Annotated in this window: 17 protein-coding genes; 7 read left to right on the top strand and 10 right to left on the bottom strand. The window is 65.2% G+C overall.

Annotation, left to right across the window (positions count from 1 at the left end; genetic code table 11):
* Positions 1–10: 10 nt before the first annotated feature.
* Positions 11–4,756 (bottom strand): glutamate synthase large subunit, encoded by a 4,746-nt coding sequence (gene gltB, locus TSA1_RS08310; RefSeq protein WP_100175932.1) that lies wholly within the window; start codon positions 4,754–4,756, stop codon positions 11–13.
* 492 nt (positions 4,757–5,248) lie between these two features.
* Here gltB and TSA1_RS08305 point away from each other — a divergent pair, with 492 nt between their 5' ends.
* A complete protein-coding gene (locus tag TSA1_RS08305; RefSeq protein WP_100175931.1) occupies positions 5,249–6,052 on the top strand; it encodes a hypothetical protein in 804 nt (267 codons plus the stop codon).
* Between the two features lie 143 nt (positions 6,053–6,195).
* Here TSA1_RS08305 and TSA1_RS08300 read toward each other — a convergent pair whose 3' ends face one another.
* Complete coding sequence (locus TSA1_RS08300; protein ID WP_100175930.1) at positions 6,196–6,966, bottom strand: alpha/beta fold hydrolase; 771 nt, start codon at positions 6,964–6,966, stop codon at positions 6,196–6,198.
* 230 nt (positions 6,967–7,196) lie between these two features.
* Positions 7,197–7,667, bottom strand: a complete 471-nt coding sequence (locus TSA1_RS08295; RefSeq protein WP_174718818.1) for an Hsp20 family protein — start codon at positions 7,665–7,667, stop codon at positions 7,197–7,199.
* 219 nt (positions 7,668–7,886) lie between these two features.
* Here TSA1_RS08295 and TSA1_RS08290 point away from each other — a divergent pair, with 219 nt between their 5' ends.
* Positions 7,887–8,834, top strand: coding sequence for an alpha/beta hydrolase (locus tag TSA1_RS08290; protein WP_100175928.1), 948 nt, complete (start codon positions 7,887–7,889; stop codon positions 8,832–8,834).
* Positions 8,835–8,968: 134 nt separating this feature from the next.
* Here the strand turns inward: TSA1_RS08290 and TSA1_RS08285 are convergent, their stop codons facing one another.
* Entirely contained in the window at positions 8,969–11,728 is a 2,760-nt protein-coding gene (locus TSA1_RS08285) for a di-heme-cytochrome C peroxidase (RefSeq protein WP_100175927.1), read from the bottom strand.
* A 192-nt stretch (positions 11,729–11,920) separates the two neighbouring features.
* Entirely contained in the window at positions 11,921–13,717 is a 1,797-nt protein-coding gene (locus tag TSA1_RS08280; protein ID WP_174718817.1) for an adenylate/guanylate cyclase domain-containing protein, read from the bottom strand.
* A gap of 218 nt (positions 13,718–13,935) precedes the next feature.
* Here TSA1_RS08280 and TSA1_RS08275 point away from each other — a divergent pair, with 218 nt between their 5' ends.
* A complete protein-coding gene (locus TSA1_RS08275; protein WP_100175925.1) occupies positions 13,936–14,568 on the top strand; it encodes a LysE family translocator in 633 nt (210 codons plus the stop codon).
* Between the two features lie 67 nt (positions 14,569–14,635).
* Positions 14,636–15,046, top strand: a complete 411-nt coding sequence (locus TSA1_RS08270) for a GFA family protein (protein WP_100175924.1) — start codon at positions 14,636–14,638, stop codon at positions 15,044–15,046.
* Between the two features lie 357 nt (positions 15,047–15,403).
* Here the strand turns inward: TSA1_RS08270 and TSA1_RS08265 are convergent, their stop codons facing one another.
* Complete coding sequence (locus TSA1_RS08265; protein ID WP_100175923.1) at positions 15,404–17,116, bottom strand: SGNH/GDSL hydrolase family protein; 1,713 nt, start codon at positions 17,114–17,116, stop codon at positions 15,404–15,406.
* Positions 17,117–17,286: 170 nt separating this feature from the next.
* A complete protein-coding gene (locus TSA1_RS08260) occupies positions 17,287–18,672 on the bottom strand; it encodes a lytic murein transglycosylase (RefSeq protein ID WP_174718816.1) in 1,386 nt (461 codons plus the stop codon).
* A 205-nt stretch (positions 18,673–18,877) separates the two neighbouring features.
* Here TSA1_RS08260 and galU point away from each other — a divergent pair, with 205 nt between their 5' ends.
* On the top strand, positions 18,878–19,753 hold the full coding sequence (gene galU, locus TSA1_RS08255) for a UTP--glucose-1-phosphate uridylyltransferase GalU (protein ID WP_100175922.1): 876 nt from the start codon (positions 18,878–18,880) through the stop codon (positions 19,751–19,753).
* Between the two features lie 134 nt (positions 19,754–19,887).
* Here the strand turns inward: galU and TSA1_RS08250 are convergent, their stop codons facing one another.
* Entirely contained in the window at positions 19,888–21,384 is a 1,497-nt protein-coding gene (locus tag TSA1_RS08250) for a sensor domain-containing diguanylate cyclase (RefSeq protein WP_100175921.1), read from the bottom strand.
* A 154-nt stretch (positions 21,385–21,538) separates the two neighbouring features.
* On the opposite strand from TSA1_RS08250, the gene TSA1_RS08245 reads away from it, so the two are divergent.
* Positions 21,539–21,802 (top strand): DUF7662 domain-containing protein, encoded by a 264-nt coding sequence (locus TSA1_RS08245; RefSeq protein ID WP_174718815.1) that lies wholly within the window; start codon positions 21,539–21,541, stop codon positions 21,800–21,802.
* 40 nt (positions 21,803–21,842) lie between these two features.
* Here the strand turns inward: TSA1_RS08245 and TSA1_RS08240 are convergent, their stop codons facing one another.
* Together TSA1_RS08240 and TSA1_RS08235 are read right to left on the bottom strand one after the other, a co-directional pair.
* Entirely contained in the window at positions 21,843–24,719 is a 2,877-nt protein-coding gene (locus TSA1_RS08240; protein ID WP_174718814.1) for an EAL domain-containing protein, read from the bottom strand.
* A 139-nt stretch (positions 24,720–24,858) separates the two neighbouring features.
* Positions 24,859–25,857, bottom strand: a complete 999-nt coding sequence (locus TSA1_RS08235) for an NAD(P)H-quinone oxidoreductase (protein WP_100175919.1) — start codon at positions 25,855–25,857, stop codon at positions 24,859–24,861.
* Between the two features lie 116 nt (positions 25,858–25,973).
* Here TSA1_RS08235 and TSA1_RS08230 point away from each other — a divergent pair, with 116 nt between their 5' ends.
* Positions 25,974–26,165, top strand: a complete 192-nt coding sequence (locus tag TSA1_RS08230; protein WP_100175918.1) for a DUF1192 domain-containing protein — start codon at positions 25,974–25,976, stop codon at positions 26,163–26,165.
* Positions 26,166–26,508 lie beyond the last annotated feature (343 nt).

The raw sequence follows: 26,508 nt of genomic DNA, 5'->3' as shown, positions 1-26,508 counted from the left end.
GGCCTTTTTCTTACGCCCCGATCGCGATTTTCGGCTCGGCGTCCGCGTTGGCGGCCATTTCGCGCAGCGCGCGCCGGTACTCGACCGGCATCACCTTGCGGAATTTGGGCAGCCAGTCCTTCCAATTGGCGAGAATGTCGGCGGCGCGCTTGGAGCCGGTGGCTTTCGCATGGCGCGTGATCAGGACGTGCAGCCGCTCGACGTCGGAGGCGAGCAGATCCTTGAACACGTCGACCCGGCCATGGGCCTCGAGATCGCCGCTGGCGTGATAGGTGCCGGCGTTGATCAGTTCTTCCGACAGCACCGGCTCGAGCTCGACCATCGCCATGTTGCACAGCTTGTCGAAGTCACCGGTCTCGTCGAGCACATAGGCGATGCCGCCGGACATGCCGGCCGCGAAATTGCGCCCGGTCTTGCCGAGCACGACCACGATGCCGCCGGTCATGTATTCGCAGCAATGATCGCCCGCGCCCTCGACCACCGCGACGGCGCCCGAATTGCGCACCGCAAAACGTTCGCCGGCAATGCCGCGGAAGTAGCACTCGCCCTGAATGGCGCCGTACATCACGGTGTTGCCGACGATGATGCTCTCTTCCGGCACGATCGCGGAGTTCTTCGGCGGCTTGACGATGATCTTGCCGCCCGAGAGGCCCTTGCCGACATAGTCGTTGCCTTCACCCTCGAGCTCGAAGGTGACGCCGTGGGCGAGCCAGGCGCCGAAGGCCTGGCCGGCGGTGCCCTTGAGGCTGACATGGATGGTGTCATGCGGCAGGCCGGCGTGGCCGTAGATCTTGGCGACCGCGCCCGACAGCATCGCACCGGCGGAGCGGTTGGTGCTGTTGATCGCAGCCTCGATCTTCACCGGCGCGCCGCGGTCGAGCGCAGGCTTGGCCTGCTCGATCAGCGTGCGGTCGAGCACGGCTTCCAGATGATGGTTCTGGCGCTCGGAGTGATAGATCTTCTGGCCCTTCTCTTCCTTCTGCTTGACGAACAGCTTGGAGAAGTCGAGGCCCTTGGCCTTCCAGTGCGCGACCAGCTTGGTCTGGTCGAGCAGCTGAACCTGGCCGACCATCTCGTTGAAGCTGCGGAAGCCGAGCGAGGCCATGATCTCGCGGACTTCTTCCGCGACGAAGAAGAAGTAGTTGATGACGTGCTCGGGTTGGCCGGTGAAGCGCTTGCGCAGCACGGGATCCTGGGTCGCGACGCCGACCGGGCAGGTGTTGAGATGGCACTTGCGCATCATGATGCAGCCGGCCGCAATCAAGGGCGCGGTAGCGAAGCCGAACTCGTCGGCCCCGAGCAGCGCGCCGATCACGACGTCACGGCCGGTGCGGAAGCCGCCGTCGACCTGGACCACGATGCGGCTGCGCAGCCGCTCGCGCACCAGGGTCTGGTGGGTTTCGGCAAGGCCGATCTCCCACGGAGAGCCGGCATGCTTGATCGAAGTCAGGGGCGATGCACCGGTGCCGCCCTCGAAGCCCGCGATGGTGACATGGTCGGCGCGGGCCTTGGCGACGCCCGCGGCGACCGTGCCGACGCCGATCTCGGAGACGAGCTTGACCGAAACGTCGCCCGTCGGGTTGACGTTCTTGAGGTCGTAGATCAGCTGCGCCAGATCCTCGATCGAGTAGATGTCGTGGTGCGGCGGCGGCGAGATCAGGCCGACGCCCGGGGTCGAGTGACGCACCTTGGCGATGGTCGCGTCGACCTTGTGGCCGGGCAGCTGGCCGCCTTCGCCGGGCTTGGCACCCTGCGCCATCTTGATCTGCATCATGTCGGAGTTGACGAGATACTCCGTGGTGACGCCGAAGCGGCCGGAGGCGACCTGCTTGATCGCCGAGCGCATGGAATCGCCGTTCGGCATCGGCTTGAAGCGGTCGGCTTCCTCGCCGCCTTCACCGGTGTTCGACTTGCCGCCGATCCGGTTCATGGCAATCGCGAGCGTGGTGTGCGCCTCGCGCGAGATCGAGCCGAAGCTCATCGCACCGGTGGCGAAACGCTTGACGATGTCCTTGGCCGGCTCGACCTGGTCGATCGGGATCGGCTTGCGCTTCTCCTCCTCCGCGTTCTTGATCCGGAACAGGCCGCGCAGCGTTAAAAGGCGCTCCGACTGCTCGTTGAGGATCTTGGCGAAGGCGCGATAGCGCTCCTGCGAATTACCGCGCGCGGCGTGCTGCAGCAGCGACACCGATTCGGCGGTCCAGGCGTGGTCCTCGCCGCGGCTGCGATAGGCATATTCGCCGCCGACGTCGAGCGAAGTCTTGTAGACCTGCGCCTCGCCGAACGCGTCGGCATGACGGCGCACGGCTTCCTCGGCGATCTCGCCAAGGCCGACGCCCTCGACGCGGGTATGCGTTCCCGCGAAGAACTTTGCGACGAAATCAGCCTTCAGGCCGACCGCGTCAAAGATCTGCGCGCCGCAATAGGACTGGTAGGTCGAGATGCCCATCTTGGACATCACCTTGAGAAGGCCCTTGCCGATCGACTTGATGTAGCGCTTGACGATCTCGTAGTCGTCGAGCGAGCCGGGCAGGCGGTCCTTCATCGCGATGATGGTCTCGAACGCCAGGTACGGATTGATCGCCTCGGCGCCGTAGCCGGCCAGGCAGGCGAAATGATGCACTTCGCGCGGCTCGCCGGATTCGACGACGAGGCCGACCGAGGTGCGCAAGCCAGTGCGGATCAAATGATGATGCACGGCGGCGCAGGCCAGCAGCGACGGGATCGGCACACGATCGGTGCCGACCATGCGGTCGGACAGGATGATGATGTTGACGCCCTCGCGCACCGCGCTTTCCGCGCGCGCGCAAAGCTCGTCGAGCACCTGGTCCATGCCGGCCGCGCCGAGGCCGGCGTGGAAGGTGGTGTCCAGCGTGCGTGACTTGAAGTGGGTGTCGGCGACGTCGGAGATCGAGCGGATCTTCTCCAGGTCCGCGTCGGTCAGGATCGGCTGGCGCACTTCGAGACGCTTGGTCGTGGCCATGCCCTGCAGGTCGAAAAGGTTCGGCCGCGGTCCGATGATGGAGACGAGGCTCATCACCAACTCCTCGCGGATCGGGTCGATCGGCGGGTTGGTGACCTGCGCGAAGTTCTGCTTGAAGTAGGTGAAGAGCGGCTTGGCCTTGTCCGACAGAGCCGAGATCGGCGTGTCGTTGCCCATCGAGCCCGCGGCTTCTTCGCCCGTGGCCGCCATCGGCGTCATCAGGATGGTGATGTCTTCCTGGCTGTAGCCGAACGCCTGCTGGCGATCGAGCAGCGACAGATTGGAGCGCGCGCCTGTGGTCGGGACCTTCGGCAGCTCCTCCAGCACGATCTGGGTCCGCTCCAGCCACTCCTTGTAGGGGTGGCTCTTGGCAAGCTCGGCCTTGATCTCGTCGTCGGGAATGAGACGACCCTGCTCGAGGTCGACCAGCAGCATCTTGCCGGGCTGCAGGCGCCACTTGGTGATGATCTGGTCCTCGGGGATCGTCAGCACGCCCATCTCGGACGCCATCACGATGCGGTCGTCCTTGGTGACGAGATAGCGCGCGGGCCTGAGGCCGTTGCGGTCGAGCGTGGCGCCGATCTGGCGGCCGTCGGTGAAGGCGATCGCGGCGGGACCGTCCCACGGCTCCATCAGCGCGGCGTGATATTCGTAGAAGGCGCGGCGCTTCTCATCCATCAAGGGATTGCCGGCCCACGCCTCCGGAATCATCATCATGACGGCGTGCGGCAGCGAGTAGCCGCCCTGCACCAGGAATTCGAGCGCGTTGTCGAAACAGGCGGTGTCCGACTGTCCCTCATAGGAGATGGGCCAGAGCCGGTTGATGTCCTTGCCGTAGAGCTCGGAGCTCACCGAGGCCTGGCGTGCCGCCATCCAGTTGGTGTTGCCGCGCAGCGTGTTGATCTCGCCGTTGTGCGCGATCATGCGGTAGGGATGCGCCAGCGACCAGGCCGGGAAAGTGTTGGTCGAGAAGCGCTGGTGAACCAGCGCGAGCGCGCTCTCGAAATCCTTCTCGTGCAGATCGGGATAGTACTTGCCGAGCTGGTCGGCCAGGAACATGCCCTTGTAGATCACGGTGCGGCAGGACATCGAGCAGGGGTAATAGCCGGCGAGGCCGCGGTCGCGGCGCTGGTAGATCGCCTGCGAGATCGACTTGCGCAGGATGTAGAGCCGGCGCTCGAACTCGTCCTCGGTCTTGGCGGTGCCGTTGCGACCGATGAACACCTGCATGCAGGCGGGCTCGGTCGGCTTCACGGTGACGCCGAGCGAGGAATTGTCGGTCGGCACGTCGCGCCAGCCGAGCAGGGTCAGGCCCTCTTCCTTGATCTGGTCGGCGATGATGCTCTTGATGACGTTGCGCCAGGCGGTGTCGCGCGGCATGAACAGCGCGCCGATGGCGTATTCGCCGGGCGCCGGCAGCGCGAAGCCGATTTCCCCAGCCTTGCGACTGAAGAAGGCGTGCGGGATCTGCACCAGGATGCCGGCGCCGTCACCGGCGCGCGGGTCGGCGCCGACGGCGCCGCGGTGCTCGAGATTGCAGAGGATGCTCAGCGCGTCCGAGACGATCGCGTGCGACTTCTGGCCCTTGATGTTGGCGATGAAGCCGACGCCGCAGGAGTCCTTCTCCAGGCTCGGATCGTACAGGCCTTCGGCTGTGGGGCGCGAATTATGCTCTTGAATCGGTGAGGTGATCGGATCGGTCGTTTTCGAGGCGACCGTCGCCGACAGTTCTTCTGCCACGATGTTTGCGCGCTCGAATTGCGACCCGTTCATTGTTCCTGTCCTCTCCGTGCGGCAAGCTGTCTCACCGCCATCAGCGGCGCACCTTGGGCGTTCCGCGGCACCCGCCTCTGGGTCACCGCTCGTCCACTCGCGAGCCGCATTTTCTTAAATTCGGGCCAAGGCGTTCTTCGTCCCCGAGAACGGCTTTGCCCGTTGCCTTATGGTGCTCGAAAGCACCGGTTTTCGCTGCAATCCCTATGCCGGGAACCGCAAGCAAAATGAGACAGTCTTCCTGTCCTAACCATCACCTTGCCAAATTTTTGTCTATCACACAAGCGCGCGGAAGTCCCGATTCCCGATAAGTCAATCGATCGCTTTCCAAAAGTTGCGCAGCCGCGGTTTTGAAGTAAACGCGCCCCGATCCGGCCCTGTGGACGCCGGAATCCCCAGTGAAGCTTCGGATCAGCCCTTCGAAAGGCGCGCCACGCCGCAAGAAGCGAAAGAGCGCGAGGCTTCGGGGGCCTGACAGGAGCGTGTCGATCGATGAAGTTTTTCACAGGATGTGTGGCTGCCGCCACGCTGGCATTCGCCATGAGCGCCGGGCAGCGGCAGGTTTCGGCCCAAGTTCCCGCAAGCGGTATCGCGAGAGGGGCGGTGATCGCGGTGTCGGATTTCGACGGTCCCTATGCGCCGGCCGAAGCCGCGCCGCCCCCGCCGCCTCGTTACGGCCAAGGCTATGGTTACGGCCAAGGCTACAGCTATGGCTACGAGGAGGGCGGCCCGGGGCCGGCGCTGCTGCCGGCCACCGAGGTCTATGCCGTGCTGCGCGACAACGGCTTCTCGCCGCTCGGCATCCCGCGCCTGCGCGGCAATGTCTACACCATCGCGGTGATCGACCGCCGCGGCGACGACGGTCGGCTGGTGATCGATGCCCGCGACGGGCGGATTTTGCGTTTCATGCCCGCCGCCGACGCCTACGGCATGGCGCCGCCCTACGAGGAGCGTGCGGTCGCGCCGTATGGGCCGCAGACCGCGCTGCCGCCGCCGACCGTGATCCGCAGCGGTCCGCCGCGGCCGCCGGCCGCGATCCCGCATGTCGCGAGCCGCACCGTGCCGCTGCCCAAGGCCGCCCCGCGACGCGGCGAGACGCCGGTTGCCGCCACCAAGGCGGTGGAACCCGCGCCGCAGCAGGTGCAAGCGCCTCAGGCCCCACAGCAGACCGCAGCCGCGCAGGCAAAGCCCGCGGAGGCGGCCCCGCAGGCCCCGGCTCCTACCGTCGGCCAGGCCAAGCCGGCCCCGACGATCCTGCCGACGCAGGAGATGCCGGCTGCACAGGGGCTGGATTAGTCCTGCGGGTGTGGTGCGACGGTGCTGGCCCCACCCACGCTGTCGTCCCTGCGTTCGCAGGAACGACATCGGGGAGGAAGCTGAACAAAACAAAAGGCGCCTGAGAATGCGCAGGCGCCTTTGTTGCATGAGGCGATCGTTCCTCAGCTCCGCGGATACCCCGCAGCCTCCAGGATCAGATTCGCGACTTCCTTCGGGTGCGACACCAGCGAGAGGTGGCCGGCGTCGAGCTCGACCGTGGTGGCGTTCATGCGCTTGGCAAGGAAGCGTTCGAGATCGGGATTGATGGTGTAGTCGTTCTTCGACACGGCGTACCAGCTCGGCTTGGCGCGCCATGCCGCCTCCGTGGTGCGGCCGGCGAAGATCGAGGCGGCCGTCGGCCATTGCACCGCGTAGAGCTCCCTGGCCTGCTCCGGCTTCACGCCATTGGCGAAATACTTCAGGAACGAATCCTCCGAGAGCTTGGTGTAACCATCGCGCTCGACAATGCCGGCGCGCACCGGGCCGGTCGGAAACTGCTTCGACAGCGCGACGAAATCCTCGTCCGCATCGGGCGCGCGGGCGGCGACATAGACGAGTCCGGTCACCTTCGGATCGGTACCCACTTGGCTGATCACGGTGCCGCCCCAGGAATGGGCGACCAGCACGGTCGGCCCATCCTGCTCGGCCAGTGCGCGCTTCGTCGCCTCGACGGAGTCGGAGAGCGAGGACAGCGGGTTCTGTACGGACGTGACATGCAGGCCTGCGGCCTGGAGGATCGGGATCACCTCCGACCAGCTCGAGCCGTCGGCCCAGGCGCCGTGCACCAGCACGACGTTCTTCGCCTTCACCGTTTGCGGCGTCTGTGCGTGAGCGAGGCTGAGGGGGGCTGCCAAAAGGCTCGCGGCGACGAAAAGGCTGCGCCAGAAAGTCATGGTCGTTCTCCGTCTTGTTTTGGGTTCGATATCCAAATGACGAGGCGCAGGGCGGTGTGGTTACGCCGGTTCACCGCTCTGTGATGCGGCGCAATAATTCGGCTACGCCGTTCGCAATCGTTGAGCTCCGGCAAGGTATGGAATGTCCGTCGTTCGGTATTCCTTCCGCGCACGAAAAAAACGCCCCGGGGCACCGGGGCGTTTTCTCAAACCTGGAAGTGACGCGGGATTTACGCGGCGGCTTGCGCGGCCGAGTTCTCGATCACCTGCGCTTTCGGCGCGCTGGTATTGATCGCGATCTGGCGCGGTTTCTTCGCCTCGGGAATCTCGCGAACGAGATCGACGTGAAGCAGACCGTTCTCGAGCGAGGCGTCCTTCACCTGCACGAAGTCGGCAAGCTGGAAGGCACGCTCGAAGGCGCGGGCGGCGATGCCGCGATACAGCACTTCGGACTTCGAGTTCTCGTTGGCGACCTTCTCGCCCTTGATCGTCAGCGTATTTTCCTTCGCGACGATGGAGAGCTCGTCCTTGGCAAAGCCCGAAACCGCAACGGTGATGCGGTAGGTGTTCTCGCCGGTACGCTCGATGTTATAGGGGGGATAACCGGGGCTTCCGTCCGAGCTGGCCTGGTCGAGCAGGTTGAAGAGGCGGTCGAAGCCGACGGTGGAACGATAAAACGGGGTGAGATCGTAGCTACGCATGGTCAAGTCCTCCATTGAGCGACTGTTTGGCAACCCGCCCGCCAATCGGGCCGGGCTTTCGTCTGTGTGCAGCCTGATGTTCCGGTTCCGAAACACTGGTAGCGGCCTGCACGAAGGTGATATGGGTGGAGCGAGACGGCGTTCAAGAGGGCGGCATTTGCGCCTTTTCGGCGCTTTGGCCCCTTGATTTGCAGCACTTGCCGCCCAAGCACCTCCAATATGACGCTGGTCTCGATCCCGTCCAACCCCGTTCCCGAAAACGTCGTCAGCGGCACCATCAAGACCCCCGATGGCGTCGAGCTGCGCTTTGCGCGCTGGGCGCCGCCGGCTGGCCGCAAGGGCACGGTCTGCGTCTTCACCGGGCGCAGCGAGCAGATCGAGAAATATTTCGAGACCGTGCGCGACCTGCGCGACCGCGGCTTTGCGGTGGCGATGATCGACTGGCGCGGGCAGGGTCACTCCTCGCGCCGCCTGCGCGACCCGCGCAAGGGCTATGTGCGCGATTTCTCCGATTTCGAGATCGACGTCGAGGCCTTCGTGCAGCAGGTGGTGCTGCCGGATTGCCCGCCACCGTTCTTCGCGCTGGCGCACTCCATGGGCGGCACGGTCATGCTGCGGGTGGCGCATGCGGGCAAGCGCTGGTTCGACCGCATGGTGCTGTCGGCGCCGATGATCGACCTCCCCGGCCGCACCACCTCGTTTCCGGTGCGTGCGTTGCTGAAGACGATGCGCCTGCTCGGGCAGGGCGGCCGTTACGTCCCCGGCGGCAGCGACCGCATCACCGGGCTCGATCCCTTCATCAACAATCCCGTGACCAGCGATCCCGTCCGCTATGCCCGCAATGCCGCGATCCTGGAGGAGGATCCGACCCTCGGGCTGGCATCGCCGACGGTTGCCTGGGCCGATACCGCCTTCCGGGCGATGCACACCTTCAAGGGCGTGAACTATCCCTCGCAGATCCGCCAGCCGATCCTGATGCTGGCGGCCTCCAACGACACCGTGGTCTCGACCGCGGCGATCGAGGAGTTCGCCTATCATTTGCGCGCCGGCTCCCATCTGGTGATCGCCGGCTCAAAGCACGAGATCCTCCAGGAGCAGGACCGCTATCGCTCCCAGTTCTGGGCCGCCTTCGACGCCTTCGTGCCGGGCACGCCGCTGTTCAAGTGAGGGGGCGCGTCAGGTGCTGCAAACTCCGTCATGCCCGGGCTTGTCCCGGGCATCCACGGTCTTTGTGCCGCGGAGCAAGACGTGGATGGCCGGGACAAGCCCGGCCATGACGGCGACGAAGATCTCTGGTCGCCCTACAGCGTCTTCAGATACTCGATCAGATCGTAGCGCTCGGCATCGTCCTTGAACTCGCGGCCGATGACGCCGTCGCGCTTCGGCTCGCCGGGCTTGCGTTCGAAGGAATGGCCGAGCACGCTGTTGCCCTGGATCGGCTGGCCGTCGGATCCCATTGCCGAGAACTCGGTTTCGCCCGTCTTGCATTTCTCGTTTGCGGTGACGGCAAAGCCGACGGTCACGGGATCATAATCGCGGCGGCCCATGCAGAATTTGGTGGGGCGCTCGCTGGCCGGCTTCAGCAGCCAATATAGCGAAGGCACCGAGCCGTTGTGCAAGTAGGGCGCCGTGGCCCAGATGCCGTTCAGGGGCCGCGCGCGATAGCGCGGATCAGGCGCCGGATTAAGACAGTTCTTGCGCGCCAGATTCCACATTTTCGCGCGTTCCGCCTCCGGGACCTTCTCGTCGTCCATCCATTTGCGGGCGACCAGATCGACCACCGTCATGAGGCCGAGCGCATAGACCATCTCATTGGGCGACTTGCTCGCGGTCGGGATGTCGCATTGCCACCATGTCTGGAGGTCGGCCGTATTCACCTTCAGGAAGCTGGGCACATCGACGATCCTGTTGCTGAGCACGAGCGACTGCTCGGGATCGGTGCTGATCTCCTTGAGCGGGATCGTGACGGCGTTCAGCACCTTGCTGTCGCCGCTCGGCTCCCAATGCGACGAGGACCAGAACGCGTCGGTGTTGACGGCTGGCAGGTGACATCCCGAGCACATCTCCTCGTAGATCTTGCGGCCATTTTCGGCCTTCTTCTGATCGATCCTCCAGGCGTCACCGAGGATCTGCGACGGCCATTGCGGCGAACGCAGGCCGCCGAACGTCTTCTTGGGATCGGGCGACTTGAACGGATCGGGGCCTCGGAGCATGTCCTCGATCCAGCCGAGCGTCCTGATGTTCACCGAAGAGCGCCACAGCCGGTCCTCCGGATAGGCGTCGGACAGATTGAGCAGCGCGGTGACGCCGAGCGCTTCGCCGGCATTGCGGATCAGCGGCTGCTCGATCGAGGCGTCATATTGGGCGAACTTGAACCAGGGCACGGTCCAGATCGCGGGGTAGCTGACCGGCGCGTCCTGGGCGTGCAGGTTCTTCTCGAATCCCTTGACCCCGCTGAGCGCGAGGTCCTGCGAGAAGACTTGGTTTCCGATGCGATTGAGAGCGTCGAGGCGGCCGAACCCTTCCTCGGTGTCCTGCTGCTGCCTGCCGTTCCAGGTCTTCTTGCCTTCAACCGTCTTCTGCTGGGTCTTCGCCCAGTCGATCAGGAATGTGCCGATCGCGCTGAGCTTCTGCTTGAGCGCGGCGCGGTCCGCCTTGCTGGCGTCAGGGCCGAGCACGCGGTCGGCAAAGCGGTTGAAGCGGAACGGAACGTACAGCGTGTAGGCGATCGACAGGCCGGTGGAGAGCTCCAGCTTCTTGAGGTCGGTCATCGCCGGGCCGCCGTCGAAGCGGACATCCACGCCCTGGTAATGGATCTGGCCGGTGTGGCAGGCCGAGCAGGTCAGTCCGATCTTGTCCTCCTCGCGACGGCCGGTCGCGGGATCGACGACGCCGGTCATCCGCGCGAAGCCGACCGGCAGGCCGTCGACGTTCTCCGCCGGCGTCCACCTGGTCGACCAGTCCGGCACCTGCGTCGTCTCATAGACGTTGGCGTAACCGAAGCGGCGCAACGTCGTCGTGTCGGTCTGGATCGACTGCGGGCTCGGGATGAAACCGAAGCGTTCGAGATAGGCGCTGTCCTTCATCATGCCCGGCTTCGAGAGCAGATGCAGGCGCGGCTGCTCCAGCGCCATGAACCATTCATAGGGCACCGGGAAGGTCGCGGTACCCTGGCTGGCATGATGGAACCAGTGCCGGTCCTTCAGCGACCAGTTCTGGTCGAGCCAGAAAGCTGCCTTCGTCGCGGGGACCGTGGGCAAGGGCGGCGGCAGAAGGTTCACCAGGATGCCCTTTTGCGGCAGCATGGCGCGGACCTGGTTGGGGAATTCGGCCACCGCGACAAGCGCAACGAGGCCAATGGCAACCAGCAGGGCGGCAAGCTTGAGGGCGCCGCGCACCACGCGCTGGCAGGTCGACAGCGCCGGCGGCACCAGAAGCTGGTTGATCCGCGCGGGGAATTGGCGCTCGTTGAACAGCGTGCGCACGTCGGCGACGCTGAGATAGCGATCCTCGCCCGTACCCTTGCCGATGATCTTCAGGAGGATCGGCCATTCGAACTTCATCAGCAGCGGGTAGTACCAGCGCGCGGCGCTGCCGGCGCGCTTGAGGTTGTCGCGCATGAAGACGTCGATTTCCGAGGCGTTGAGGCCCGGTTCGGAGCCGCCGTTCGGGTCGGTGTAAGTCCGGCCGAAACTGGCGAACCGCGCGATCTCGTCTTCGTTGACCTTGCCGTCGACGCCGAGGATGCGCGAGCCGGCGCCGCGCTTGTCCAGCGGACCGCCGCGCAGCGCGTCGAGCTGTGCGCCCGAGAAGATGCTCTTGAGGATGTGACCGAGACCGTTGGCGATCAGCGCAACGCCGCGGACCTGGAAGCGAGCAGAGGCCTTTTTCAGCCCGGTCTCGCCGGTCGCATTCGCGATGGTCTCGGACAGCTTGCCGAGCGGGACAGTGCCGCCCTCGACGAAGCCTTCGCCGACGAGGCCGCGCAGGAACGGGCAGGGATTGTTCGGCGAGACCTGGATCGACGGGGCGAATGGCGGTTTTGAAGCGGGGTCGTGCATGGCCCAAAATCCTGAAAACGGCGAATCGTGAAATGGCGCGCCGATCAAGCGCGGAAAGTCCTAACAAACCGACAGCAAGCTATACTACTTGAGCGTGTGGCGAAGTGTGGCCGAATTCACTGTCCTGTCAACAAAAGCGGGCGTGTTCCGGCCAAGAATGCGGGACCGACCGGGGGCCTCGCGGCCCGCCCGTCAGGATTCGGCGGCGCGTTTGACGTCGCTCTGGACCAGGGTCAGCTTGCCGAGCGGCACGCCGGCCTTCAGCAGCCCCTCGCGATAATGGGCGAGATTCTCGGGCTTCTTCCAATGGAAGTTGCGCAAGTGACGATCGAGATTGAGGGTCGGGTAATTGCGCATCAGCACCGAGGTTGCCTCGCTCGCCTCGGCGGTCCGCCCCAATTGGGCCAGGGCCGCGGCGCGGATCGCCAGCGCCTGCATGTGGTTGGGGTTGACGTAAAGCTGCTCGCGCGCCCATGACAGGGTCGCGTCATATTGGCGCAACAAATAATGGCTGAAGGCGTTCAGCGCCGCCCATTGATAGCGCGGGTCGCTGTTGTCGCGCTGCGCGGCCATCGAAAACAGCTCGATCGCCTCGCGGTGCTCGCCGATGACGAAATGGCAGATGCCGAGCACGCCGCGTGCGCCGTTGTCATAAGGGTTGAGCGCGACTGCCCGCTTGGCGGCGTCCATCGCGGCCTCGTAATGCCCCTCCATGGCATGCGCCCATGACAGGATCGAGAACGCGAAGGAGGAGCGCGGGTCGAGCCGGACGCTGGTTTCGGCGAGGCTCATCGCCTCGGCCCACATCTCGCGCGTGCCCTTGACCCAGCCGAACTGGATGCTCTGGATCTGGATCGTGGCGAGATAGGCGTGCGCAATCGACAGTTTTGGATCGAGCCTGATGGCCTGCCGGAATAGGTCGACCGCGGCGGCCAGGTCTTCCTTGGTCTGCCTGTAATAATGCGACAGGCCCTTGAGGAAGCGGTCCCAGGCGGTCACGTCGGTCGAGAGCCGCGCCGGCGCCGAGGCTTCCGCCCGGACGATCTCGGTGGCGATGGCGGCGGACAAATTGGTGGTGATCTCGTCCTGCATCGCGAAGAGATCGCCGATGTCGCGGTCGTAGCGGCCGGTCCAGAGCTGCTCGCCGGTCTCCGGGGCGATCAGCTCGGCGGTGACGCGGATCTTGGCGCCGGCGCGCCGCACCGAGCCCTGGATCAGATAGGTGGCGTCGATCTCGCGCGCGATCAGGCGCGTGCTGGTGTTCTTGCCCTTGAAGGCGAAGGTCGAGTTGCGACTCAGCACGCGATAGAATGATTGCAGCGACAGCGCGTGGATCAGATCCTCGGTGAGGCCGTCGGAGAAATATTCGTCCTGGGCGTCGCTGAGATTGGCGAAGGGCAGCACGCCGACGATCGCGGTGCGGTATTGTTGCGAGAGGGTGGATGCCTCCCGGAGCTCGGGCGCGAGCGCCGGTGCGCCCTCGGGCGTCCAGGTAAAGACCCCGAGCGGATCCTTGATGTTCTTGAAGCGATGGTTGCCGGCATCGACCAGCGGCACGGCGAGATGCTTGCTGGCTTCGCGATAGGCCTTGGCCGAGATCGCGAAACCGCCGGGGCTCGCCACCGATTCCAGCCGGACGGCAATGTTGACATCGTCACCGAACACCTCGTCCTCGTCGGCGATGACGTCGCCCATGTGGATGCCGAGGCGGAACTGCATGGCGCGGTCGGCGGGAAGATGGTGATTGCGCTCCGCCATCAGCGTCTGCATCGCGATCGCGGCCTCGGTGGCGCCGACGATGGAGGGGAACTCCAGCAGGAAGCCGTCGCCGGTGTTCTTCACGACGCGGCCGCCGTGATTGAGGATGATGGGGTGGATCGCGGCACGATGAGCCTTGAAGGCGGCATGGGTGCCGGCCTCGTCGTTGCCCATCATGCGCGAATAGCCGGCGACATCGGCGCAGACGATGGCAGCCAGACGTCTTTCCATATTCTCGGAGCTCCAAGGGAGGACAGACCGGCCACGACGTGGCGGTCGCCTCGAATCCCGCATTTCAAGAACCTTGCCTTTATAGAGCAGATGCGGCCGAGCGATAGTAGGATCCGCACTGCAAATTCGAGGTAAATCCTCCGCAATCCCGGTGGTGGACGGAGAGGGACGAACCGACTAAGCCGTGCGCCGGGGCCGACGGTGAGGGCACGTCACATATGTTGGGCATTCACGAAATCTGGCTGTTCATCCTGTCGGGCGTGCTGCTCAACATCACGCCGGGGCCGGACTCGGTCTACGTCATCGGCCGCAGCATGCAGATGGGCTGGCGGGGCGGGGCCGCCGCCGCATTCGGCATCAGTTGCGGCTGCTTTGTTCACGTTGCTGGCGCAGCGATCGGCCTTTCGGCTTTGTTGATGGCTTCATCCACCGCCTTCTCGATCCTGAAGCTGGTCGGCGCGGCCTATCTGGTCGTCACGGGATTGCAGATGCTGTGGTCGCAGCCGGTGCTGACGGCGGTGAAGGATGAAGCCGAGCGGAGCTCGCTGCGGCGGGTCTTCCTCCAGGGCGTCTTCACCAACGCACTCAATCCCAAGGTCGCGCTGTTCTTCCTGGCCTTCCTGCCGCAATTCGTCGCAGCCGATTCGCCGCACAAGCCGATCGCCTTCCTGACGCTGGGCCTGATCTTCATCTTCACGGGAACGCTGTGGTGCCTGGTGCTGGCGGCGTTCGCGGCGAAAGCCGCTCACCGGCTGCGCCAGTCCGAAGGCGCGATCGCCTGGGTCAATCGCGCGCTGGGCGGTCTCTTCATCTATCTCGGCATCCGCGTCGCCATGCTGGAGACGCGGTAGTCTCATTCGAACGAATGAGGCTCGGAGCGCAATCGGCCCAGGAGAGGTCGCGCGGGGGGAGGTCTTGATGATTCGTGGAAGCTGTCTGTGCGGCGCCGTGCGTTTCGAGATCGATCGGGTGCGCGCGCTGACGCACTGCCACTGCACCAATTGCCGCAAGCTGACCGGCGCGGCCTTCGCAACCTACGCCCATGTCGATGCCGACAAGTTTCGCTTCGTGGCGGGCGAGGACGCGACCGTGGCTTACGAATCCGCGCCGGGCAGTTTCCGCCATCGCTGCAAGATTTGCGGCTGCCTGACGCCGGGCAAGGCGAGCTATCTTCCGACCGTCAGCATTCCCGCCGGCCTGCTCGACGATGATCCGCAAGTCAGGCCCCGCCTGCACGTCTTCACCTCGTCACGCGCGCCGTGGTGGACGATCGAGGATGATCTGCCCCAGCATGAAAAATGGGTGCCGGGTTACGAGCCGAAATCCTAGAGCGTTGAGCGAAGTGGACACCGGTTCGCGTGAAGAAAACGCGTCAAAACAAGAATCTAGAGCTTCGGTTCTGATTCGATCAGAACCGAAGCTCTAAAGCGCGATGAGATTTGGATGAATCGTCATCGCGCTTTAGGTTGTTGTTTGCGCATGATCTTTCCGGAAAACCGCTTCGCACTTTTCCGGATCATGCTTTAAGGGCCAGGCGACAAAACGCATTCTGGGTGCCCCGGACGCAGCGCATCACATTGTGGTGCGCTGCTGAGCCGGGACCGTTCTTTGCTGACGTCATCCATGCGGGGCGAGCAACGCCATGAGAGTCCTCATGGGCGGGACGCAAAACCGCAGTTCAAAAAATCACCTGATCACTTCCGCCGCTCGCCCGACATTACCCGGCGGACGCGGCATCGCGGGATTATTCTGTGCCGGATTGCGCGGCCCGGGCGCGGGCGTCAGTTGACGCGGGGGTGGCTGCGGAGAGCCGAAGCCGAAGAAATCACGGATTGAAGGCGTCGCCTGGGCCGGTTGCTGCGGCGCCGGCGGCTTCTTCGGCGCGAGCTTCGGCGGTGCGACGGCTGCGGCCCCTCCCGGTGCTCCGGGAGACGCGACATTGCCCTCAGGCGTCGTCGCGGCCATCGGGGTATCACCCTTGGCCTGCTCGCGGCCGACTTCGCGGCGCGGCCAGGCATAGTCGTCGGCGCGGCCGGCCGGAGCGGCCAGAGGCTCGCCCTTCACCATCGTCTTTGCGGCGAGTGCATCGACGGCGGCGGGCCGCGAGCCCGGGCCGCCCAGCAATTGATCGGTCGAGATCGAGGCCGCGATCAGCGGCACGATCGGTCCCGCCAGCGGCCGCGGCGCGGGCTTGCCCGGCTCGGCGCTGGTATCGGGGGTCGCAGGCTCGCTCGGCAGCGCGATCGGGCCGGAGCGGCCGGCCAGGAGGCGCGTGATCTCGCGCTCGACATAATGCGCCAGCTTGCGCGCGCCGGGCTTGGTGAAATAGACGCCGTCAGAACTGCGGAGCTGGCGGATCTGGCCTTCGAAGTCCGGGCCCTTCTGCAGGAAGCGGCCGGCTTCGTCGACAAAGCCGTCCCAGACGTCGACATAGGTGATGCCGGCCTTGGCCGCGCCCTCGCGATAGAGCGAGTCCAGGAACAGCGTGTCCGCGGTGCCCTTGGGTCCGCGCACCGCGGGCAGGCCGACCCAGAGCACCGGCACGCCCTTGGACTTCAGGATATTGGCGAGCTCCTCGATCTTCTTGCCATAGAGCTCGATCCAGCGCTCGTCGCGGAATTCGTAGAGGCCGTTGGGATTGCGGGCCGTCTTTTCCGGCACGGCCGCCGGCGTGTCGGCATTGTCGGCGTCGTCCTGCGGCAGGTCGGCATCGGCAGGCTTGTCGTCGGGCTTGGCGGCGCTGTCGGTGCCGGGCTTCGTCTCGCCCGGCTTGGCCGGTGGCTTGCCGCGCGCGCCCTTGTCGTTCTTCTTGTCCTTGTCGGTTGCCGCCTTGTCCGTCTTCTCAGGGGCGGGCTCGCGGATCGCGGCGCGGTCGTTGAGGCCGAGCATGACGACGATGACGTCGGGCTTTTCGGTTTCGAGGATGCCCCTTGCCGCCGCCGCCCAGTCCGAAGGCTCACCCTTCGGCTGGTACTTGATCAGGCCTGAAACGGTCTTGTGCTTGCGGATCACGCCCATGTCGGGCTGCTCGGCGTAGGCGTCTTCCAGGCCGTAAGCGAGCCAGTCGGCCATGGCGTCGCCGAGCACCAGCACGTTCTTCTCAGGGACGGTGTCGCGCTTGGCCGGCGCCGGCGCGCGCGAAAAATCCTGGCGCGGCGCCTGCGGCTGTTGCTGCTGGAAGGGGGCAAAGAAGTCGCCGCCGAACCAACCGCCTCCGCCTCCGCCGCCGCCCCGCTGTGGTGGCGGAGCCGAGCGTTGTGGCGGTCCACCAAAGCCGGGGAAGTTGAAGAACTGCGCCGAAGCGGGTCCCGCGACCGAGACCAGAATCGCAAGCGCCGTCCCCAGCGCGATCAACGGGCCGGTCTCGGTCAGCGCCTTGAACAGGGACTTCTTCGACATGCGATCTCGGGCACGCGCAACGGGGATCGGGAATGGCTCAACATAATAACGGAATCGGGCGCCAAACGGGCAAATTCCGTTGCAGATTCTTGCCCCATACACCGGGGAACAGCCGTCCCCGTCAAGGCTATCAGGCAAAATCCACGTTCAGGGTTACTTTCGGGGCGATTTTACCGCCCGCGCAGCCGGTCCAGCACGTCGGACGACGCAAAGCCGTCGGCGGGGACCCCGATCGAGGCCTGGAAATTGCGCAGCGCCTCCCGGGTCTGGCCGCCGAACTGGCCGTCCGGGGTGCCCTTGTAGAAGCCGCGCTGGGCCAGGAGCTGCTGCAGTTCCAGTCGCTCGCTGCGCGACAGCTCGCGCTCCTGGCGCGGCCAGGGCTGCACGAAGGGCTGTCCGCCGCGCAGGCGGTCGGCGAAATGGCCGATCGCGAGCGCATAGGCCTCGGCCGGATTGTACTTCATGATGACGCGGTAATTCTGCAGCATCAGGAAGCCGGGCCCCTGCGCGCCGGCGGGGGCCAGCAGATAGGCTTTCTCGCCCGGATGGGGGAACGGCTGGCCGGTCGCCCGCTTCAGCCCGAGCTTCTCCCATTGCGCGATCGGCATCGCCTTGGCGCGGTCGGCCAGCATGTAGTTGAAGCCCTGGGGCACGACGACCTCAAAGCCCCAGGTCTGGCCGGCCTGCCAGCCGTCCTTCTTCAGGTTGTTGGCGGTCGAGGCGATCAGATCGGTGGGATTGTCGACGACGTCGCGTCGTCCGTCACCGTCGCCGTCGACGGCAAAGCGCTTGAACGCGGTCGGCATGAACTGGGTCGGGCCGAATGCGCCGGCCCAGGAGCCGCGCATCTGCTCCGGCCTGAGATCGCCGCGGTTGAGGATCTCCAGCGCCGACAGAAACTCGTCCTTGAAATAGGCCTGGCGGCGGCCGATGCAGGCGAGCGTCGCGGTCGATTGCAGCACGCTGCGGTCGCCCATCTGCGTCGAGTAATTGGACTCGATGCCCCAGATCGAGGCGATGATGTAGCGGTCGACGCCGGTGGCCTTCTCGGTGGCGTCGAACTGCGCCTTGTCTTTGGCGAGCACCTCGCGCCCCTTGGCGAGGCGGTTGTCGTTCACGAGGATGTCCAGATAGTCCCAGATCGATTTTGTGAACTCCGGCTGCGAATCCATCAGGTCCATGATGCGTAGGTCGGGCGAGAGTCCGGCCGTGAAGCGCTGGAAGTTCTCCTGCGTGACACCGCGCCGTGCGGCATCGGGCCACATCCCGGCGACGCAATTGTTGAAATTGCCAGCGGCCTCGCGGATCGCGGCGGCCGTCATCAGCGGATGGCCGGAGGCGCCGTCTTCGCCGCTCCAGGGCAGGGCGCCGCCGGGTGCCGGCGAGGCTTGCGACGGCGCGGCGTTGGGGCCGGAGAAGATGCCGCCGAACAGGTTGGACAGGCCGTTCTGCGCCTGGGCGTGCGCGCCGACAGGCAGCAGCAGAGCGGCCGCGATCATGATCGCGCCGGTCACGGATACCGCCCGTCTTGCCTGCCCTGTCACCGATTGCATCATGTCCCACCCGTCGGCCGTGAAAATCCGCCATCAGGAGGCCTGGTTACGGTTGCCAATAGCTTAACAAAGGTGAAATTTTGGTGGCGGCCTTTTTCTTAACTCTGCGCGGATGAGGCCCCACATCCGCCTTTGTTGGCGGCTGCAAACAGGCTAGCAAGATGTCATTGCTCCCTTCACGTATCTCCTCAGGTATTCGATCGCTGCCATGAAAATTCGCAAAGCCGTATTCCCCGTCGCCGGCCTCGGCACCCGTGTCCTGCCCGCCACCAAGGCGATGCCGAAGGAAATGCTGACCATCGTCGACAAGCCGCTGATCCAGTACGTCTATGACGAGGCGAGGGAGGCCGGCATCGAGCACTTCATCTTCGTCACCGGCCGCAACAAGAGCGTCATCGAAGATCATTTCGACCGGATGTACGAGCTCGATGCGACGCTCAGCCAGCGCGGCAAGAAGGCCGAGCAGGAGATCCTGGCGCAGAACCAGCCCGAAGCCGGCGCCGTCAGCTTCACCCGCCAGCAGGCGCCGCTCGGCCTCGGCCACGCCGTCTGGTGCGCGCGCGACATCGTCGGCAACGAGCCGTTCGCCGTCGTGCTGCCCGACGAGCTCGTGCTCAACACGCCGGGCTGCCTCAAGCAGATGATCGAGATGGCATCCTCGCTCGGCGAGAAATCCAATCTGGTCGCGGTCGAGGCGGTGCCCGATCATCTCACCCATCAATACGGCATCTGCGGCGTGGGAAAACGCAACGGCAAGATGTTCGAGGTCGACGGCATGGTCGAGAAGCCGGCCAAGGGCACCGCGCCCTCCAATCTCTCGATCACCGGCCGCTACATCCTGCAGCCCGAGATCTTCAAGATCCTGGAGACCCAGGAACGCGGCGCCGGCGGCGAGATTCAGCTCACCGACGCCATGATCGGCCTCGCCAAGTCGCAGAAATTCTACGGCGTCGAGTTCGAGGGCGAGCGCCATGATTGCGGCTCCAAGCCCGGCTTCCTGCGCGCCAACATTGCCTACGGCCTGAAGCGGCCCGAGCTGCGCGAGGGCTTGATCGCGGAGATGAAGAAGTATCTGGGGCAGTGACATCGAAGGCGAACGCCTTCGATGTCATCCCGGGATGGTCCGAAGGACCAGACCTCAGATGCGCAATTGCGCATCGGGGGATCTCGAGATTCCGGGTTCGGCTCTTCGAGCCGCCCCGGAATGACACCCCAAACTCACGCCACCAGTGACAGCTTCGGCAGGCTCGCAACCACCGACTGATTGCGCCCACCCGCTTTCGCCGCGTAGAGCGCCTTGTCGGCGGCGGCGACCAGGACCGCCCAGTCCATGCCGGCTGAGGGAACGAGGCTGGCGACGCCGCAGGACACCGTCGAGATCACCTCGTCGTCGGACCAGCCCTGCACCTTGGCGCGGATCGTCTCGGCGACCTTGAAGGCGTCGGGGGCCGATGTGCTTGGCAGCAGCACGGCGAATTCCTCGCCGCCATAGCGCGCGGCGCAGTCGCCGGCCCGGCTCACCGAATCGGAGATGCAGATGGCGATGCCGACCAGCACCTGGTCGCCGGCCTGGTGGCCGAACGTGTCGTTGTAAGCCTTGAAGTGATCGGCATCGATCATGAGCAGCGCGACCGGCGCCTTCTGGCGCATCGCGCGGCGCCACTCTACGTCGATGACGGAATCGAATTTGCGGCGGTTCTTCAGACCGGTGAGCGCGTCGGTCGTCGCCATCTCCTCGAGCTTGCGCTCGGCCTCGGCGCGCCGGCCGATCTCGCGCGCGAGCACGAGCGTCGATCCCAGCACGAACAGGATGAGCGCAACCACCACGGCCCCGATCCGGTAAGCTTCCTTTCGCCACAGCTCGAACACTGCGCTCAGAGGCTTGCCTGCAACGACGAACAGCGGGCTTGTGCCACTGCTGCGAACATACAGCCTCGGGGTCGTGTCGACGGGGCCTTGGCCCGCATAGGCGCCGCCGGCGCGCAAATTGTCCGCCTTCCAGTCCTGCCGTGTGCCGAGGTTCTTGCCGATCACGTCGAGGTCGAACGGCCGCCGCATCATGATGGTGCGGTCGCGCCTGAGCACGGTGATGCTGTCTTCGGGGCCGAGGTTCAGCCGATCGAACAGTTCATGAAAATAGCTGAAGCGGATCGAACCGGCGACGACGCCCATGAAGCCGCCGTCGGTGTCGCTGACGCGCCGGCTCAGCACGATCGAATAGGCGCCGCGGAACAGCATGGGACGGCTGATGAAGAGCCCGGCTCCGGGATTGTCGCGATGGACACTGAAGTAGTCCTCTTCGCTCCGGTTCTCCGGCGCGGGATCGAGCGTCGAGGCATCGATCGTCAGCTTGCCCTCGGCATTGAACACCTGGATCGCGCCGAAATGCTTGGCGGTCATCGCGTGATCGAACAGGATCAGGTGACGGACCGGCTTGGAGACAGTGGCGAGCTCAGGCAGCAGCAAATTGTTCGCGACCGCCTTCAGCGACAGATCGTAGATCTCGATGTTGCGGCTGATGTCGGACTCGATGGTCGTCGCCAGGTTCTCCAGCGTCTGGCGGGCGAGCGCCTCCTCGCCGCGGCGCATGTCGAGCATCACGTTGACGCAAATGGCGGAAAAGCCGATCACCGTCACCACGGACGAGATGATCAGCAGCTTCGCCGAAATCCGCCACGGCCGGCGGGCCGTGACGTCGCGCCATCCAGACAGCATCGTTTGCTCCCGACATAAGTGGATGCGCCCGAAAGCTTGAGCAGTGTTTAAGGCAGGACGGCGCTGCCGCAGTGAGTTAAGAATCGGTATACGGAGCTCACGGTTTTGGGCAGCCCCGGCGTGAGCAGACCCGGTTTCGGACGAGAGGATTGATGTGAACGACTACGACGCGTTGCGCGACTATCTGCTGCGGCAGAAGCAGGCCGAATTCGTCCTGACCTTCGAGCAGATCGAGGAGATCATCGGCGCGGCCCTGCCGCGCGCGGCCAATCGTGCCTCGTGGTGGGACAGCCTGCGCAGCCCCGACATCCAGATGCCGCAACGCGAGGCCTGCCTCGCCGCGGGGTTCAAGGCCGTGCGGATGCCCGACGGCCAGAGCGTGCGGTTCACGAAGATGAAGAAGGACCGGCGGCGGTAGCGCAGCGGCACCCTGCCGCCCTCCAGGGGAGGGTAAGAGGCTAGCTCGCCGCTTCCAGCCGCACTTCGGTCAGCAGACGCATCGCCGCATCTGCATCCATCGGCTCGCCGAAGGCGAAGCCTTGCGCGTATTCGCAGCCCATCTGGTAGAGCTCGACCGCATCGGAATCGGTCTCGGCGCCTTCGGCCACCACGTCCATGCCGAGGTCGTGGGCGAGCGCGATGATCGACTTCAGGATCACCGGGCGGGTGCCGCGGTTGGTGGTGCGCACGAAGGACTGGTCGATCTTGATGGTGTCGAACGGGAAGCGCTGCAGATAGGCCAGCGATGAATGGCCGGTGCCGAAATCGTCGAGCGAGAGCCCGGTGCCGAGCTCGCGGATCCGCGTCAGCATCTGCGCGGCGTGCTCCGGATTCTCCATCACCAGGGATTCCGTCAGTTCGAGCTTGAGCGTGCCGCGCGCCACCGAGGAACGTGACAGCACGGTACGGATGTCGTGGATCAAATCGTGGCGCAGCAGCTGCCGCGACGAGACGTTGACGGAGGCGAAGATCGGTTCGCGCGAGCGCATCGCGCGCTGCCACACCGAGAGCTGCTTTGCGGTCTGGTCGAGCACGAACATGCCGAGATCGACGATCAGGCCGGTCTCTTCTGCGATGGAGATGAATTCCGACGGCGCCATGCGGCCGAGCTTCGGGTGATCCCAGCGCACCAGCGCTTCGAAGCCGGCGACGGAGCGATCCTCCAGCCGCACGATCGGCTGGTACAGGATGGTGAGCTCCTGGCGCTCGATGGCGCGGCGCAGCTCGCTCTCCAGCGTCAGGCGGTCGGTCTTCCGCGCCCGCATCGCGGGCTTGTAGACGTCGATGCGGTCGCCGCCGATGCGCTTGGAGTGATACATCGCAAGCTCGGCGTCCTTGATGATCTCGTCCGTGAGCTGGGTTTGCGGATCAGACAGTGCGAGACCGATCGAGGCTGTGAGGAAGATCTCGCGGTCGTTGAAGGCGATCGGCGCGCGGATGGTCTTGCGGATGGTCTCGGCGAAGGCGGTGATGCGGGCCGGGTCCTGTTCGGACAGCAGGATCAGGCCGAACTGGTCGCCGGCCAGCCGCGCCAGCGTGTCCTGCGGCTTCAGGATGCGGGTGAGGCGGCGGGCCAGCGTCAGCAGGATGGAATCGCCGACCGCGATGCCGACGGAATCGTTGACCTGCTTGAAGCGGTCGAGGTCGATCACCATCAGCGTCGGCCGCAGCGTCGGCATGGTCTTCGCGAAATGCGCGACCGCGCCCAGCCGGTCCATGAACAGTTTGCGGTTGGGCAGGCCGGTGAGATTGTCGTGCACGGAATCGTGCAGCAGGCGCTCCTCGGCATTGCGCAGCTCGGTGACGTCGGTGAGCGTGCCGACCACGCGCGAGACTTCGCCGTCGGAGCCGACCACGGGCCGCGCCTTCAGCGCGAACCACATGAAATGGCCGTCGGGGGTGCGCAGGCGGAAATCCTGCACGAGGCGGCCGCGGCGCTGATCGAGCACGCTGTCGAGCGCGGCGCGGAAGCGGTCCTGGTCGAGCGGATGCAGCACTTCGAGCCAGGAGGCCGCGGGTCCTTCGAGCGTGCCGCGCTTGAGGCCGAGCAGGGCTTCCGTCTCGGGGCTGGTGAAGACCTTGTCGGCGGAGACGTCCCAGTCCCAGATCAGGTCGCCGGAACCGGCCAGCGCCAGGGCACGCCGTTCGATGTCGGAGACGACGCCGGTGGTGGCACCGCCGCCGGCAAAGGCGTGCTGCATCACCGTGAAGCCGATCAGCATCACGATCAGCACGAGGCCGCCGAGCAGGGCGGGGCCGACGATGTCATTGGTGACGGAACCCGCAACCGTCATGCCGGCCGCGACCACCCACACCACGAGGAGGAACCAGGTCGGGATCAACAGCACCGCGCGGTCGAAGCCGTGGGTGGAGAGATAGACGATCAGCGCAAAGCCGGCGAAGGCGATCAGCACCAGCGAGATGCGCGCGATGCCGGAGGCCACCGCGGGATCGAAGAGTGCGAGCGCCACCAGCGAACCCAGGAAGGCGAGCCAGCCCACCGTGATGTGCGAATAGCGCACGTGCCATCGGCTGAGGTTGAGATAGGCGAACAGGAACACCAGCAGCGTTGCCGCCAGGATCGCCTCACCCGCCGCGCGCCAGATGCGCTCGGCGTTGTTCGACATGTCGAGCACCTTGCCCCAGAAGCCGAAATCGACGCCGATATAGACCAGCACCGCCCAGGCCAGCGCCGCGGCGGCCGGGAACATGATGCTGCCCTTGACCACGAACAGAATGGTGAGGACGAGAGCCAGCAAGCCGGAGATGCCGATCACGATGCCCTGGTACAGCGTGAACGAGTTGACCTTGTCCTTGTAGGCTTCCGGCTCCCACAGATAGAGCTGCGGCAGCTTGTCGGTGCGCAGCTCCGCGACGAAGGTGATGACGGCGCCGGGGTCGAGCGTGACGCGGAATACGTCGGCGGTCGGGCTTTCCTGCCGCTCCGGCCGGTCGCCGGTCGAGGGCGTGATGGTGGCGATGCGCGACAGGCCGAGGTCGGGCCACAACAGCCCCGAGGAGACGATGCGGTAATGCGGGGCGACGATCAGGCGGTCGAGCTGGTCGTCGGTGTTGTTGGCGAGCGCAAACACCACCCAGTTCTGGCCGCCTTCGCGGGCGCGCACCTCGATCCTGCGAACGATGCCGTCGGTGCCGGGCGCGGTGGAGACCTGGATGCGGTCGGCATCGCTGCGCTGATGCTCGAGCACGCCGGTGAGGTCGATCGCGGGCGCGTCACTGCGGACGCTGACGGCGTCGAGCGCGCGCGCGGGATACGCGGCGACGAGAATCATGAGGCCCAGCGCGATGGGCGCGAGGCACCTGATCAGACGCAAGGTCAGTTCTCCGCGTTCGACGCAAACTCTTCGGTGAAGACGATTTCAGACCGAACGGAAGTGGTTCGGTGCGTCGCGATAGATGCCACGAAAGCGAGGAAAATCAAAGGGTTTCCGGCTCGCCCTGTGGGTCAGCGGCCTAGACCTCCAACACAATTTTGCCAATATGTGCGCTCGTCTCCATGCGCCGGTGCGCGTCCGCCGCCTTTTCCAGCGGGAAAGTGCTGTCCATCAGCGGTTTGACGCGGCCTTCACGCAAAAGTGGCATCACTTTCGCCTCGATTGCGGCCACCATCGCCGCCTTGTCCGCATTAGTACGGGGGCGCAGGGTCGAGCCGGTATGGGTCAGGCGCTTCACCATCACCTTGGCGATGTTGACGGTGACCTTGGGGCCGTTGAGGGTCGCGATCTGCACGATCCGGCCATCGACCGCGGCGGCATCATAATTGCGGTCGACATACTCGCCGGCGACCATGTCGAGGATCAGGTTGACGCCTTCCTTGTTCGTCGCTTCCTTGACCACGGCGACGAAGTCTTCGGTCTTGTAGTTGATGGCGCGATCGGCCCCGAGCTTGAGGCAGGCATCACACTTGTCCTGCGATCCGACGGTGACGAACACCTTCGCGCCGAATGCCTTTGCGAGCTGGATCGCCATGGTGCCGATGCCCGAGGAGCCGCCATGGATCAGCAGCGTCTCGCCGGCCTTGAGGCCGCCGCGCTCGAACACATTGTGCCAGACCGTCATCAGGGTCTCCGGCAGCGCGCCGGCTTCCTTGATCGAGAGGGCAGGCGGCACGCTCATCGCCTGGGCATCCTGGGCGATGCAGTACTGCGCATAGCCGCCGCCGGCGACCAGCGACATCACCTTGTCGCCGATCTTGTGCCGCTTGGCGTTGCTGCCGACCGCGACCACCTCGCCGGCGATTTCGAGGCCGGGCAGGTCGCTGGCGCCGGGTGGCGGCGGATAGGCGCCGGAGCGCTGTGCGACGTCGGGCCGGTTGACGCCGGCAGCCATCACCTTGACCAGGATCTCGTCGGGGCCAGGCTGCGGAATGCTGCGCTGTTCCGGGATCAGCACCTCCGGTCCGCCGGGCTTGGAGATGGCGACCACGGTCATTTGCGCGGGCAGCTTGTCCATGATGTGTCCTTGAGCAAAGGTGCGGGATGAACGAGGCCCTTGCTTAGCCAGCACGGTCCGGACTGGCAACTGCCTCAGCCGTGTGGTCCGGTCCGCGGACGAGAGGAGGAACGAGGATGGCGACCGAAGACGACGACCGCCCGCGCAAGAAGATCAGCCATGAAATCGGACAGGATCTCTCACTCTTGTCCGTCGAGGAATTGACCGAGCGCGTCACGTTGCTCAATTCCGAGATCGCAAGGCTGGAAGAAGCAGCCACGAAGAAGCGCGCCTCGCGCGATGCGGCGAACAGTTTTTTCAAGTCGTAGGGGCGCCGCATACCGGCTGTCGTCCCGGACAAGCGCGCCATAGGCGCGCGCAGATCCGGGACCCATACCCAAAGGATGAAGTTTGTCGCGAGGTCGGCCACTCCGAGTCCCTGTCACCACGTCCGCCTGTGGCTATGGGTCCGGATCTGCGCTGACGCTTGTCCGGGACGACGGCTGAATGTGTCGTTGCACCGGCGGACTGCCGATTATGTTCCACCCCCACTCGGCCACTGGCCGATATGGCTAACGAACCTTCAAAAAAACCGTTCGTTTACGGTCGATTAAGCTTTCGAGTTTATGACTGGAACTGTCCTCGTTTGGACACCGAGTGGCTCCTGTCCAC

This window comes from Bradyrhizobium nitroreducens (assembly GCF_002776695.1).
Classification (GTDB): Bacteria; Pseudomonadota; Alphaproteobacteria; order Rhizobiales; family Xanthobacteraceae; genus Bradyrhizobium; species Bradyrhizobium nitroreducens.
Note: the sequence above shows the minus strand (reverse complement) of the source record. Positions and strands in the feature narration are given on the sequence as shown.